Here is a 14,247-nt window from a genome sequence, read left to right as displayed (position 1 = left end):
TTGACTAGCTGAATCATTACTCTTCCACGACAAAATCGAAGACCATGAAGGCCACGGCGATGAAGACGATGTCATAGACGATGAGAATGTTCAACGGGGTGAGGACTTCTGCAAATTCCGCGCCAGCCAGCAGCCCGTTACTTGCTTTGACAGATGCCAGCAGAACGGGAACGGCGATTGGGAATAACAGGATAGGGAGCAGGACATCGCGTGTGCGGGTTTGTACCGCCATTGCGGAAAGCAATGTGCCGACGGCTGTGTAGCCAATGGAACCAAGCAGGATCACGCCGAGCAGGTCGAGCCGAAACAGGTTGACGTTGTACAACATGCTATACACGGGAAGGACAATCGCTTCCACGATGAGCATAAAAGCGAGGTTGCTGATGGCTTTGCCAAAATAAATGGCGGAGCGATCCACGGGGGCAAGCAGGAGGCCATCGATGCAGCCGCGGTCTTTTTCAACAGACATGGAACGATTGAGGCCGAGCGTGCCCGCAAAAGCGAATGTGGTCCACAACACGCCTGCAGTGACAGATTGCCGCACCTTGATATCCAATTCCAGTGCGAAGTTGAAGATCAGGATGACGAGCAGGGAGAAGACCAGCATGGCGGAGATCAACTCGCGCGAGCGGAATTCTGCGGCAAGGTCTTTTTGTACGATTGCCAGCGTGGCTTTGAGAAGGGATGGGGATGATCGTTTCATGATTCCAGTGATTGTTTGTAGAAAGCCAGCAGGTTGGTTGTTTTGAGATCATCGCGTGTGGCAGATGTTGCGATCACGCCGCGGGAGAGAATATCGAAGCGGGTGGCAAGGTCTTCAGCGCGGGCGAGGTCGTGCGAGGTCATCACCACGGTGCGGCCTTTTGCCGCAACCGAGCGCAGCACTTCATCCAGCATTTCGGAGGCATCCTGGTCGAGGCCTGTGTAAGGCTCATCGAACAGCATCACTTCCGGGTCATGCAGGACCGCGCGCCCAATGGCGAGTCGCTGCTGCATTCCGCGGGAGAATGCGCCGACGAGATCCTTGCGCCGATGTTCCAGACCGACCATTTCCAAGACTTCCGTGAGGCGCTGCTCCTGATCTTCGATGCCGTACATTCGCGCATAAAATCGCAGGTTTTCCTCGGCGGTCAGGTCGGGGTAAAGCAATGGAAGATGCGAGACTACTCCCAGCCGCGCGCGGACCTGGGCCGCTTCGTGGGGAAGTTTGTAGCCTGCCACCTGCACTTCACCCATGGAAGGGCGGGAAAGGGAAGAAAGGATTCTCAGAAAGGTGGTCTTGCCTGCGCCGTTCGGACCGAGGAGCGCCACGAATTCGCCGGGCTCAACATGAAAATCGAGTCCGCGCAGGATGACTTTGAGCCCAAAACGTTTGACGAGTTTTTTTACTTCGATCATGTGAATGTAGGTTCATGTTACAGGTTGAAGGTTCAATGTTTAACTTGCAGCCTTCAACCTGTAACGTTCAACCTTCCGTTATTTCTGTCTCTTCAAGGCGTTCTTTAATTCATTGCGCCGCTGCTTGTAAGCTTCGTCAGACATTTTGCCTGAGCGGTGCAGGTCATCGAGTGCGATGATGGCATCCATGACGGATTCGGTATCTTCAAATTCATCATCCCCTTCTTCCAGCTCTTCTTCGGCTTTCTTGCGGTCGCGGATGTACAACCATGCGCCCGCGATGATCAGCACGATGCCGAAGGCACCCACGCCGATCAGAAGGGTCTGGTTTTGTGTGAGGTCGGCATTGGCCGTTGTGGATGTGGAAGGTTCGCCGCTGATGGTGAATTCAACACTTTCACCCTTTTGTAAACCAGTGGCAGAGTAAACGTGGAAGCTCATGGTCTCCAGGTTTTGCAAGCCTTCATCGGTCAATGTCTTGCCATCGGCGTCCATGCCTTCGGGCAGGAACAGGGAGATGCTTTCAATCGTCAGCAGGGCGGGCTGGATGACCGTGATCTCTTTGGCCTTTGGTACCGAAGCGAATGAGATCAAGCCGTAGGGCAATTCACTGGGCGGCATGGCGAAACCGTCTGCGGTGGGCATGAAGGCGGCGGAATTCTGCGCGGCTTCGTAGCCAAGACCTTCAGCGCCTTCAGGGAAGGCGATGAACGGCACCACCTGATCGGCACCCATGTTGATAATGATGGTCTTGTTGCCGGTGTTGGTGATCGAGTATACGGTGAATATCTGTGCGGCATCGGTGTTGGCAACGTCAAAATACATTTGAGCCGAGTCGATCTTCAATTCTGAAAGATCATCTGTGGTTGCGTAAATGGTGAGGGGCGGCAGGACCAGTTCTGTCATGCCTGCTTCCACGACCGCGAAATCGGTTTGATAGCTGATGCCGTCGAATTCCATCTCGGCCACATAGATCTGACCTTCGGGAATCTCAACATCTGTGAAGGCGTAGGAACCATCTGCGTTGACGGTTGTGTCGAACGAGGCGATCTCCTGCGGGCCAGTGCTTGGGTCGCCGCCGTGTTCGAAGGAGCGCAATTTGACCGTGAGATTGGATGGCAATGCCGCACCTGTTTGATTGTCGACGGTGCCGCTCACGTTGCCAAATGTGGATGTGAAAGCGCTATCCGCTTCTGGCGTCGCTTGGGCCTGCTCGGTGCCATCGGGTGTGATCTCAGCGGACGGAGTCCCTGCTTCGGCGCTGACGGGAGTCTCGGTAACAGAGACAGGTGTCGGCTGGGCAGGAGGCGCGGCGAAGATCAAAGTCCGCAGGTAGGCGGCAACGGCGAGGGCTTCTTCGTCGCTGAAATCCTTCCCAAATGCGGGGACTTCGCCTGATCCGTTTTTGATGATCTGAACCAGATCGTTTTCAGAAAGCGCCGACATCTTTTCGATGTCGCTGAAATATTTGGCACAGTCGGCGCACTTCTCGTTGAAAAGTGACTGGCCGAGGTCAGCCTGTTCGGATGAAATGTGGAGCGTGAATGCGTAATAGACCACGTTCCAGCGTTCCTGATCGTTCAGGCTGGAGAAGGGCGGCATGAATCGCTCGAGGTTGCCTTGTGTGACTTGTGTATACCAGGCGGAGGGCAAGGCCTTGCTGGCGACTTCAGGCAGACCAATGGCGGCGACTGTGACGGGTAATTCCTTGCCTTGCGGGCCATCACCCAGGCCGGCATCACCATGACAGGGCGCGCATTTTTCCATATAGATGATCGCGCCGCTGTGAATATCGGGGTTGCTTGCGGGGTAGAGCGGTCCCAATGTGGGCATTGGGGTGGGAGTGGCATACCCGGGCGGGGGGGTGACATCGGCCGCGAGTGTGAAGTTACATGCGGTAAGTAAAATTGCGACTGCAGTGATAATGATAAGGTGACGAAGTTTCATTTATTTCCTCGGTTGAACGCTAAACGTATAACGTTCAACGTTAGTTCAAAGATTTTCCGCATGAAGGACAGAATTTATCTGCGACCAGCACGGGCTTGCCGCATTTCGGGCAGAACCCTGCGGATTTGCTCTTGTGGGTTTTGCGGCGTTCGGCGATCATGGTTTCAATATCGTCGTCGCTGTCTGCAAGGGCGGCGGGATTTGCCGATGAATCGGCGCGGCCTGCGGCGGTTGCCTTTTCAATACGCGCTTCAGCATTGATCGCTGAAGATGAGACGGGCGCGAGCTCGTCGAGTTTTCGAAGGATGTCGGCGCCTTTTTGCAAAAGGGCCGCGCGTTGTTCGGGATATTCCCCATCGGGGATTTTGCCGAGATTGAAATCGAAATCAAGTTCCTGCAGCGAGTTGATCACGCGGTCACGTTCCGCTTTGAGCGTGGAGGTTTGATGTGTTTCTCCGTTGCGCAGGCGGCGTGCGCGCGCAGTGAAGGGCGCGTACAGATAGGCGAACACAACAACGATGACTGCCAGTACCAGAAAGATTGAGCCTAATTCCATGATTGAGTTCCCCTATTCAATGCTTTGAATGGCGGATTTGATTTCATCCACTGAAACAAAGGGGCCGATTTTTACGTGACGTAAAACACCTTCGCGGTCGATGATGTAGGTTTCAGGCACGCCCATCTGACGGTTCAAAATGCTTGAAATGGTGGATTGCAGGTCGGGCGCATTGGGGAAGGTGATATTGAACTTGGTCAGGTATTCGTTCGCGCCAGCGGGAGTGTCCACATAATCCACGCCGATGAAGACCACGTCGTCCGCATCCTTGTAGAATTGCCAGGCTTCCTCCAACTCGGCGGCTTCCTGTTCGCAGGGTTTGCACCACGAAGCCCAAATGTTGATCACAACGACCTTGCCTTGCAGGTCGGAGAGTTTCATCTGTGTCTTGTCTTTGTATTCGTAGCCTTCGTAATACACGATGTCGAAATCGGGCACGGGCTCGCCGATCTCGGCCATGGGGTTGCGGGCGCGGTTCAAGCCAAAACCGACCAGGGCAAGCAGACCCACGAGAAAGGTCCAAATGGTCACTTGTGCCCAAACTGGCACACCGCGTTTGATATTCGTTGTTTCTTCGGTCATAACATTCTCCAAAATTCCCTCTCCGCCCTTCTCCCATTTTGAGAGAAGGGCAGGGGATGAGGGGGATTTATTTTTGCTTCTTCAATTCTTCTTCGAGACGTGCCACATAATCATCTTTTGCGGGCGACGAATCGCCTCCAACTTCGCCCGTGCCTGTTGACTCAGCAACGGGCTTGGTCGTCCACTGTTTCATCGAGCGGAGCAGGATGACGGCGCCCAGAAGGATGATGGCGGGCGGCAGGAGGTAGATCAACCAGTAGAAGCCCTTCTTCGGAGGCTCAGCCAGCACACGGGCACCATACTGCGCTTCGAAGTACTTGAGAATTTCCTCTTCAGATTTGCCTTCGGAAAGCATCACACGGATCTGTTCGCGCCAATCCTTGCAGGCTTCGGTCGGGCAGACATCGAGCGGGGTGCTTTCGCAAACGGGGCAATAGAGCTGGCTGGCGATCGCATTCACTTCATCATCAGTAGGCGGGGTGGTATCCTGTGCAAATGAAACGCCGGTAAACAGAATGGCCATTAAAAATGCAAAGGTGAAAGAATAAAAAAACTTTTTCATCGATAGCTCCGGGAAGTTGCAGGTTGACAGCTTTTTTAGCCTGCAACCTGCAACTGGTAACCTTTAACTTTTTATCAATCAGCCGCGCTGGTCTGTTTCGAACTGCGCGCAACTCCGCTTCGCGCGGGTTCCTCTGCCGGGTCGCGGTCTGGCCACGCTGCAAAAATGATGCCGACCATGAAAGCGAGGCTGCCGATCCATAACCAGTTCACCAGCGGATTGACATACACTTTGAATGTCGCACCGGCGTTGGAGACAGGCTGCCAGTCCACAAGCAGGACGTACAAATCATCGTTGAGCGTGGAGCGATTGCCGGGGATGGTCATATTTTGCTGTGAGTCGAAGTAGTAATCGATGCGGGGATTCAACTCGCCAATATATTCGCCGTCTTTGTACACATCCACTACGGCGCGGGTGTAATTCACGCCTTCGCCGCGGTCGTCCCAGGAAGCCAGTTCCTTGTATTGGAGTGTGTATCCTGAAATGTTTAGCTGTTCATCTTTTGCCAGAGATCCCTGGGTGGAAGTTTGGAACAGTTCGATGCCGAGGATGCCGATCGCCATCAACATCATGCTGATGTGGATGATGTATCCGCCGTAGCGGCGGCGATTGCGGCCCATCAGGCGGGAGAGTGAGGTAAGGAAGTTTTCCTTTTGCGCCCTCTGCCTTGCACGCGCGGCACGCCAGAATTCTTGAAGCGTGACGAAGATCACCAGCGCGATCAGGAAGAAGCCCACCAACGCGATGATGTTTTTAGTATAGGTTACAAACAGGATGCCCGTTACGACCACAGCCGCAACAGCCGATTTCCACATGGAGCGGCCGAGCGTCTGTAGTGTGGAATGTCCCCAAGCTGAAAGCGGAGCGACACCCATGAGGAACATCAAAGCGGCGAAGAGCGGCGCGGTGGCACGTTCATAGAATGGAGGACCAACGGTCACTTTCTGACCTGTGAACAGTTCGGAGATCAACGGGAAGATCACGCCCCAGAAGCAGACGACGAGCACGCTCATGAAAAGCAGGTTGTTGAGCAGGAACAATGCTTCACGCGAAAGCATGGATTTCATTTCGGTTTCGCCGCGCAAATCAGGCCAGCGCCAGATGACCAGCGCGATGGATACGATCAGGGAGATGGAAACAAATCCCATGAACAACGGGCCGATCGGGCTGTTGGCAAAAGCATGGACGGAGGAAAGCACACCTGAGCGCGTGAGGAAGGTGCCGAATATCACGAGCGCGTAGGTGAGAATGACGAGGATCATGTTCCAGTGTTTGAGCAGACCGCGTTTTTCCTGAATCATCACAGAATGCAGGAAGGCCGTGCCCGTGAGCCATGGCATGAAGGCCGCGATCTCAACAGGGTCCCAGCCCCAATAGCCGCCCCAGCCCAGCACATCGTATGCCCAGCGTCCGCCGAGCACGAGGCCGAAGGAGAGGAAGAGCCAGGCCCACAAAGACCAGCGGCGGGTGAGGCGGATCCAGCGGTCGTCGGTGCGGCCCGTGATGAGCGCAGCCATGGCGAAGGCATAGGGGATCACGTAGGAGACGAAGCCAAGATAAAGCATGGGCGGATGAATGACCATGCCCGGGTGGCGCAGGAGCGGGTTCAATCCATTTCCGTCGTCAGCGGTGAAGAGAGTCGCATTCAAAGGCGCGAACAAATGCGGTTCCACATTTCCACCGACCAGCCAGAAGCGCGTGAACGGATTTTCGTAGAAGGCCACCATGCCGACGAAGAAGACCAATGTGGTGGAGCAGATCACGATCACCCACGGCAGGAATTCAATGTCGCGGTCCCATTTGCGGATGGTGACTGCGGAAGCGAATGCCGAAAGCAGCCACGACCAGAAAAGGAGCGAGCCAGCCTGTCCACCCCACCAGGCTGTGACCTTGAGATAGGTCGGCATGCTGCGGCTGGTCACTTCGTAAACAAAGGAGACTTCAAAGTGGTTGTTGACCAGCAGGTAGACCAGCGCAGCGGCTGAAAGGGAAAGCAGGGGAAATGTGAGTAGCATGGCGCGTCTTGCACTTTCCACCATCGAGGCGGATTTGTTTGTAGCGCCGTAGATCGCCGCAAAAATACTGTAAATTGCGACGAGGAAACTTACCAATAAAACACCGTATCCAAATTCTACGAACATAAGATTTCCTTTTGCTTTAAAGTGGATCCTGAAATTATCCTTTAGAAACAAAACCTGACAGGCATCCACCCGTCAGGCTGTTCTTTTAATTCGTTGCGGCCTGTTCTGGCACCGCTTCTTCATACTTGGTGGGACATTTGAGCAGCAATTCGTCAGCATAGAAAACACCATCACTGCCAAGTTTACCCGTCATGATGGCTTGTGCCTCTCCGCGGAGCAGGTCGGGTTTGGGTCCTACGTACACAACCTTGATGCGCTGGCGGCTTGGGTCACTCACGGCTTCCTTCAATACGACAGCCAGCCCGCCCATCGCTTCGATCTCGGCGTTGTCACCGGCGACGTGTGCCACTTCAAAGGATAGGGTGAGTGTTTCCGAGTCGTATTGGATGGTGTCACCAAGCACAGCACCTGAAAGGCGGACGCTCTTATCGACTGCGGCGGCGCCTTCAGCGTGGATTTCGTCCACAGTTAAAAAGTACTCTGCGCTTGCCTGTGTGGATGAGAAGATCAGGTATACCACTGCTGCAAGAATGAGCATGCCCCCGAGAAAGAATTTGGTTTTTTGCATAGGTTCCTCCGAATGAATCTATTGTCGGTCAGACGATCAAGATTCGTTGAATTGAAAAAATAGGAATATAACAATCTATATCCATTTTACATGAGGAGATTAAACGACCCTTAGTTTTAAGGACTGATGGATGTCATGAATCTTTCCCGAATTTGTCTTATTTGGATGTGATATTTTATCGATGCCTCAAACCCATTTTAATGGTTGGTTTTTTCCTCGAATACAAAGGTACTATCGCAGAGCAAAACCAGTTAATGATATAGTTTGAAAACGCGGATGAGTGTAAAAAATCACCCCATTCGTGACCAAAAAAGAAACACCACAACAGCAAGGAGTTGGAAATATGCGAATAAAAACGACCCTGTTACTTTTATTGCTACTGGCAGTTGTTGCCCCCATACAGACCGCATTTGCTGCACCGCGTGCTGATGTGCAGGACGACCAGGTCACATTTGACTTTCCCAACACAGCCACCTTTTCTGCGACGATCAAATCCGATTCCAATATCACCTCGATCACATTGGAATACGGCAATGAACAGCAGACCTGCGGCGAAGTGATCGCGAAAGCCTTCCCGCAGTTTGATCCGTCGACCACTGTTCAAGCCGAGTGGACCTGGGATATGCGGCAGAGCGGCTCGCTTCCGCCTGGGTCAAAAATATGGTGGCGCTGGCATTATCAAGATGAATCCGGTGCGGAGTTCGTCAGCGAAGAAAAATCCACCATCTGGCTGGATGATGTACATAACTGGCAAACCATCTCCAGCGATGACCTGCGCGTGCATTGGTATGAGAACGACGAAGCCTTCGCGCAGACCATGCTTGATGCGGGTACGGAAGGTTTGCGCCGCAACAAAGATCAGGCAGGTCTCACCATCGATGTCCCTGTTGATATTTATGTGTATCCGAATTACGACGACATGCGCGATGCCATTCTCTACGAACCATCATGGACAGGTGGTATGGCTTTTTCGGATCACAATATCGTCATCATGGGCGTCTCAGCTTCCGATTCCACCTGGGATAAAAACACGGTGATCCATGAACTCACCCATGTGCTTGTCGGTCACTTCACTTTCTCCTGCATTGGCACCGTGCCAACCTGGTTGAACGAAGGTCTGGCCATGTTCAGCGAAGGCGACCTGGATTCCCACATGCAAAACCAGCTTGATGAGGCCATCAAAAACGATACCCTGCTCACCGTCCGCTCGTTGAATGGCGGCTTCTCCGAATTGCCCGATAAGGCCAATCTTTCCTACAGCCAATCGCACAGCATCGTCAATTTTTTGATCGACACCTATGGGCAGGATAAGATGACCGAAATGCTCACCGCCCTGCGCGATGCCAAGCCGATCGATGATGCTCTGGTCGAAGTTTATGGATTCGACACCGATGGTTTGGAAGACGAATGGAGACAGGCGATCGGGGCCGCGCCTCGGGCTGTTTCTGCACTACCGACAGCCCAGCCAACCCCGACATTTATCCCCACCTACGTGCCCGTTTCGGGAGCGCCGCTTGCGGTAACGCCCACTCCGTACGTCATTCCCACCTCATCATTTAACGATACCAATGGCTCGGACCCCGTTACAAGCGGTCCGCCCATTGCGTTGACCATTATTCTGGTTTGTGTCTGCGGCGTTATGCTGCTTCTCATTCTGGTCATTATTCTTGGGGTTGTCCTCCGCTCGCAGAATCAAAAGGCAGGCAAAAATGGCTAATACCTTTCTTTTCAATCACAATGGGAAACAAAAGAATTCCCTTGTAGATCATCACCAGCCTTCGTGGATGAAACTGTTCTTCATCTTTCTTGTTCTAGTGCTCATTTTGTCTGCGAGTGCAAGAGATGCCCTTGCATTTCAGATCGACATTCCGCTCGATCAGGCGCTGGTGTACAGTGGCGGCGAATCCACGAATCTGCGCGATTATGATCCCGCCACTACGTATAGTTCAGGCGATAAACTCGTCTTCAGCGGACTGGTCGCTTTTGACCCGCATCTCAACCTCACGCCTGACATCGCCGAAACTTGGGATGTCAGCGACGACGGTACGGTTTACACCTTTCATCTTCGTGCGAATGCGAAATTCCATGACAATCGATCTGTCACTGCCAACGATGTGGTTTATTCATGGGAACGGGCTATCAGCCCCCAGCTTGCGTCAGATACGGCATTGACCTATCTCGGTGATATCGTCGGTGTGCGTGAAATGGCCGCAGGGCAGGCGGAACACATCAGCGGATTGAAAGTCATCGATGACCTTACTTTGCAGGTCACAATTGATGCGCCCAAACCGTATTTCCTGTTGAAGCTCACATATCCCACAGCCTTCGTGGTGGATCAATCGAATGTGGAAAGCGGCGAAGACTGGGTGCGCACACCGAACGGAACGGGACCGTATCGGCTTTCTGAATGGCGTTCCAACGAATATAAAATCTACGAAGCGAATGCGGATTTTTATCTCGGTGCGCCGTCCATTCCCTACGTGGTCGTCAAGTTATATGCAGGCGATAGCCTGCGTCTGTTTGAGACTGGCGATATCGATGTTGCGGGTGTGGGACTCTACAACGTTGACCGAATGCTCGACCCCGGAGAACCGCTTCATAACCAACTGGTGACGGGTGTCAATCTTTGCACGGGTTATGTGGTTTTTGATACCACCCAGCCGCCTTTTGACGACGTCAACGTGCGCAAGGCCTTTTCGATGGCTTTCGACCGTCAGCGATATATCGATGTCGTTTTGCGTGGACGGGCGTTGCCTGCCATCGGTCCCTTCCCGCCTGGCCTGCCTGGATTCAATTATCAATTGAAAGGTCTGCCTTACGATCCGCAGCAGGCGCGTGAGTTGCTCAAGCAATCCAAATACGGCGGACCCGAAGGATTGCCTCCCATTGTTTATACCGACGGCGGTATCGGCAGTTATGTCAGTTCAGATGTGGCTGCGATGGCGGAGATGTGGGAGCAAAACCTCGGCGTGACTCTCACCGTGGAAAATATCGAATACAACTATTACAACGAGCAGATCTATTCCGGGAATCACGGTCAGATCTTTGGCGGCGGCTGGTGTGCCGATTATCCCGACCCCGAGAATTTTGCCGATGTATTGTTTCACAGCGGGTCGAATCAAAATAACAGCGGCTACTCAAACCCCGTATTGGATGCCCTGCTCGAACAGGCGCGCATTGAACAGGATGTGACCAAACGCATCGGGATGTATCAGCAAGCCGAGCAAATGATCGTAGACGATGCCCCCGTGCTGTTCACCACGCATTCGCTTTCCTATGAATTGGTACAGCCTTACGTGAAGGGGTATGTGTTTACGCCGATCGCTGTTCCGCTTGAAAGATATTTGTGGATTGATGGGAAATAATTCTTCTTCTTTCTTGCTTATTGATGAAAGAAGAAAGAGGAAAGAAAGTTCATCACCTTGCCTGGACAAAAAACTCCACCGCATCGATCGCGGACCTGAGGCTGGATACGGCGAAATTGAATTTTAGACTCCCCCCGGGCTGAATCGCTCCGCCTTCCCAGCGTTTGACTCCAACCACCTGACCCAATTTATCGTACGCAACAGCCGCCACCCAAACCTGTGTGGCGGCTGACGATTCTGCGGGCAAAAGAATTTCTCCGCTGAGTTGCGCAGTGAAACCGTCCCAGTCAATTTTGGCGATGGTATTGTTCAAGGTTGCTTTGAGATAACGCGGCGGATTTGCGCTCAATTGAATGGCACTCAATATCTGCACCTGCGGATTTGCTCCCAGCGCGGCGGGTGTGTTTGGAAAAAAGACATAGACAGGCATGGATGAATTTGGCGGGATAATGTCCAATGGCGTGAATGCGATGGCGCTGGTATTTGGGTCGAGGGTGATTCTGGCGGATACGTTTTCTAGAAAGCCAGCCGTGTCGTTTTGAATCAAGGCGAAGCACCACAGGCCGTTGTCTGCTGTCGGGTGGCAAATGCTTTGGGTGACAGGAGCAGGCGCGGGCGTCGGCGTTGAAGCGTCGACTGAGGTGAGGGAACTGCCTGGGATGAGGAGATTTGTCCCGACGCTCATGCTGTTCGGAGAGACATCTGGATTCGCTGTCCGCAGATCATCCTGTGTGACCTTGAATTTTTCGGCAAGTTCGCTGAAGGTGTCGCCTTGCTGGATGATGTAAATGAAAGGGGTTGCGGTTGGGACGATGGTGTTGATGATGACGATGGCGTTCGGTGTGGAGGTGCTTGCGGGCGTGCGGGTAAGGTACGGTTGAAGCGGGCCGTCTGATGGTTGACCATTTGAAGAAGCACATGCGCCGAGAAGCAAAGCGCAAAAGAACAGTGTTTTTCGCATGGGATGATTATAATGGAGTAAACAAAGTGACAGTCAGTTGTGAGGCGGCGTCACTTAAAACTATGGAGGCACAGTGAAGTACCGTCATCTTGGCAAAACAGGCATTCAGGTAAGTGAGCTTTCGTTTGGCTCGTGGGTTACATTCAGCAATCAGGCAGATGTGAAAGCTGCCGTGGATATGATGGCCGCTGCGTATGATGCGGGTGTGAATTTTTTTGATAACGCCGAAGTCTATGCGGGTGGAAAATCGGAAGAGGTGATGGGGAAAGCTCTCAAAGAGTTAAACTGGCGCAGGAGCAGTTACCTGGTTTCGACGAAATTCTTCTGGGGGCTGCATGACGGCGTGAACGAAAAGAACACGCTCAATCGCAAGCGCCTGATCGAAGGCATTCGCGGATCACTCGAAAGATTACAGCTCGAGTACGTGGATCTGATCTACTGTCACCGCCCCGATAAAACCACACCCATCGAAGAAACCGTGTGGGCCATGCACAACATCATCGAACGCGGACAAGCTCTGTATTGGGGAACTTCGGAGTGGGCGGCTTCGGAGATCATTGAAGCGATCCAGATCGCGGAACGCCATCATTTGCACAAACCTGCCATGGAGCAGCCGCAGTACAACATGTTCGTCCGCAACCGCATGGAAGGCGATTACGAACGTTTCTACAAGGAATACAATTACGGCTCCACCATTTGGAGTCCGCTGGCTTCAGGGTTGTTGACTGGTAAATATAAAGGCGGCATTCCCAAAGACAGCCGCGGCGCGCTCAAGGGGTATGACTGGCTTCAAAATCACTTGACCGACAAGCAGAAGCTTGCAAAGGTGAATGCGCTGGAGCCGATCACAAAAGAACTTGATTGCACACTTTCACAACTTGCACTGGCGTGGTGTGTGAAGAATCCGTTCGTGAGCACGGTCATCACGGGCGCGAGCCGCGTGGAACAGGTTCACGAGAACATGAAGGCCGCCGATGTGATCGAAAAGATCACACCCGAGATCATGGCAAGAATTGACGAGATCTTCGAGATCAAGAAAGACGAAGACGACGATTAAAAAGCAAAGGCGGAGCATCACGCTCCGCCTTTTTCATTTTCAAACCTGCGTGCGTAAATAATTTTCTTCAACCTGCTGCCAGGTCTCTTCGCGCAGTTTCATGTACTTCGTCAGCAGCGGGTGAACGCGCGACATCTCTTCGTAGATCTTTTGCGCCACACGGCGGATCGAGAAATGCGCGTTCGCCGCACTGCGCAACTGACAGAACGCGAACGCCTCACGTAAATTGAATTGCGCCAGCACACGGCGATTGAATCCATTGGGGACAATGTACTGCGCGACATCGGGGTTGAACGCGTATAACTTCTCATACATTTCACTTGCCGACTGCATCGCCGCTTCATACTTTAACCCGAAGCCTGCTTCTGTTACGAGAAGCGGAATCGTGTACCCAAGCCGAGTCGTCAGCCGCTGCGGGGTCTGGGTCATCATGCGGTGACGTTTGAACTCGGCATACGCGCCCTGATCCATGACGAGATCGAAGGTGTAGGTGGCGTATTCCAGTTCGCGCAGAGGAACGTCATATTTGCCGAGTTTTCCAAGCAGGGCCTCGGCAAGCTGCTCGCGTTCCTTTTTCTTCAGCGCTTTGACGTAAGCCAGCGCTTCTGCATATGGCATTTCATTGAAACGATACAAAGCGGCGGCGAGGATATTCTTTTCGCCGTCTTTGTCGAAATCAATTAATTTGCACCAGTCTGTTTGAACGTTTCCAATTTCCGATTTCCAATTTGCGATCTCCGCAGTCGTTTCAACAAGATACGGCACCACATCCGCATACTTGACCAGAGTGGGCGTTTCGGCCTTCGACACTTCCTTTACCTTTTCGCCGATCTGGCGCACTTCGGCAAGCGGATGCGAGAGCATTTTACGGATGACCATTTCGATGACACGGGCGTTGGCGGTCATGCCCACGTTGGCGTTGGCGGCGGCAGGCAGGATGAAGCGGCATCGGTCCACGTATTGTGAGCGGATGCGGCGGTCATAGGCTTCATCCGATTCATTTTCGCGGCGCGGGGACCTGCCTAAGATGAGATTCTTTACAGGGTCGAGCGACTCAGCATAGGTCGAGAAAAGGAGGCGCACAGTTTGGATGAATTCGTCGCGCAGCGG

The 14,247-nt window shown here is 53.0% G+C and carries 13 protein-coding genes; 3 read left to right on the top strand and 10 right to left on the bottom strand.

Annotation, left to right across the window (positions count from 1 at the left end; translation table 11 throughout):
- Positions 1 to 16: 16 nt before the first annotated feature.
- The 8 genes from IPI86_RS02690 to IPI86_RS02655 form a co-directional block, all read right to left on the bottom strand.
- Positions 17 to 703 (bottom strand): heme exporter protein CcmB, encoded by a 687-nt coding sequence (locus IPI86_RS02690; RefSeq protein WP_345296443.1) that lies wholly within the window; start codon positions 701 to 703, stop codon positions 17 to 19.
- Positions 700 to 1,398 (bottom strand): heme ABC exporter ATP-binding protein CcmA, encoded by a 699-nt coding sequence (ccmA, locus tag IPI86_RS02685; RefSeq protein ID WP_345296442.1) that lies wholly within the window; start codon positions 1,396 to 1,398, stop codon positions 700 to 702. The genes IPI86_RS02690 and ccmA overlap by 4 nt, the downstream gene beginning before the upstream one ends.
- A gap of 78 nt (positions 1,399 to 1,476) precedes the next feature.
- Positions 1,477 to 3,345, bottom strand: coding sequence for a cytochrome c (locus IPI86_RS02680; protein WP_345296441.1), 1,869 nt, complete (start codon positions 3,343 to 3,345; stop codon positions 1,477 to 1,479).
- A 40-nt stretch (positions 3,346 to 3,385) separates the two neighbouring features.
- Positions 3,386 to 3,901 carry a zinc ribbon domain-containing protein gene (locus IPI86_RS02675; protein WP_345296440.1) on the bottom strand — a complete coding sequence of 172 codons (516 nt, stop codon included), beginning with the start codon at positions 3,899 to 3,901 and terminating at the stop codon, positions 3,386 to 3,388.
- A 12-nt stretch (positions 3,902 to 3,913) separates the two neighbouring features.
- Positions 3,914 to 4,483, bottom strand: coding sequence for a TlpA disulfide reductase family protein (locus IPI86_RS02670; RefSeq protein WP_345296439.1), 570 nt, complete (start codon positions 4,481 to 4,483; stop codon positions 3,914 to 3,916).
- A 67-nt stretch (positions 4,484 to 4,550) separates the two neighbouring features.
- Positions 4,551 to 5,045, bottom strand: coding sequence for a cytochrome c-type biogenesis protein (locus tag IPI86_RS02665; RefSeq protein WP_345296438.1), 495 nt, complete (start codon positions 5,043 to 5,045; stop codon positions 4,551 to 4,553).
- A 74-nt stretch (positions 5,046 to 5,119) separates the two neighbouring features.
- On the bottom strand, positions 5,120 to 7,186 hold the full coding sequence (locus tag IPI86_RS02660; RefSeq protein WP_345296437.1) for a heme lyase CcmF/NrfE family subunit: 2,067 nt from the start codon (positions 7,184 to 7,186) through the stop codon (positions 5,120 to 5,122).
- Between the two features lie 85 nt (positions 7,187 to 7,271).
- A complete protein-coding gene (locus tag IPI86_RS02655) occupies positions 7,272 to 7,754 on the bottom strand; it encodes a cytochrome c maturation protein CcmE (RefSeq protein ID WP_345296436.1) in 483 nt (160 codons plus the stop codon).
- A gap of 343 nt (positions 7,755 to 8,097) precedes the next feature.
- Here IPI86_RS02655 and IPI86_RS02650 point away from each other — a divergent pair, with 343 nt between their 5' ends.
- Positions 8,098 to 9,471, top strand: coding sequence for a peptidase MA family metallohydrolase (locus IPI86_RS02650; protein WP_345296435.1), 1,374 nt, complete (start codon positions 8,098 to 8,100; stop codon positions 9,469 to 9,471).
- The gene (locus tag IPI86_RS02645) at positions 9,464 to 11,119 is read left to right on the top strand and encodes a peptide ABC transporter substrate-binding protein (protein WP_345296434.1); all 1,656 of its coding nucleotides are present in this window, start codon (positions 9,464 to 9,466) and stop codon (positions 11,117 to 11,119) included. Before IPI86_RS02650 ends, IPI86_RS02645 begins: the two co-directional genes overlap by 8 nt.
- 52 nt (positions 11,120 to 11,171) lie before the next feature.
- On the opposite strand, the gene IPI86_RS02640 is transcribed toward IPI86_RS02645, so the two are convergent.
- Positions 11,172 to 12,080 carry a LysM peptidoglycan-binding domain-containing protein gene (locus IPI86_RS02640; RefSeq protein WP_345296433.1) on the bottom strand — a complete coding sequence of 303 codons (909 nt, stop codon included), beginning with the start codon at positions 12,078 to 12,080 and terminating at the stop codon, positions 11,172 to 11,174.
- Positions 12,081 to 12,153: 73 nt separating this feature from the next.
- On the opposite strand from IPI86_RS02640, the gene IPI86_RS02635 reads away from it, so the two are divergent.
- The gene (locus IPI86_RS02635) at positions 12,154 to 13,137 is read left to right on the top strand and encodes an aldo/keto reductase (RefSeq protein WP_345296432.1); all 984 of its coding nucleotides are present in this window, start codon (positions 12,154 to 12,156) and stop codon (positions 13,135 to 13,137) included.
- A gap of 39 nt (positions 13,138 to 13,176) precedes the next feature.
- On the opposite strand, the gene IPI86_RS02630 is transcribed toward IPI86_RS02635, so the two are convergent.
- A partial coding sequence (locus IPI86_RS02630; protein WP_345296431.1) for an FAD-dependent thymidylate synthase occupies positions 13,177 to 14,247 on the bottom strand: 1,071 nt, incomplete at its 5' end.

The organism is Candidatus Villigracilis affinis, from assembly GCF_016705895.1.
Classification (GTDB): Bacteria; Chloroflexota; Anaerolineae; order Anaerolineales; family Villigracilaceae; genus Villigracilis; species Villigracilis affinis.
The sequence above is the reverse complement of the archived record's forward strand: the minus strand, read 5'-3'. Positions and strand labels throughout refer to the sequence as shown.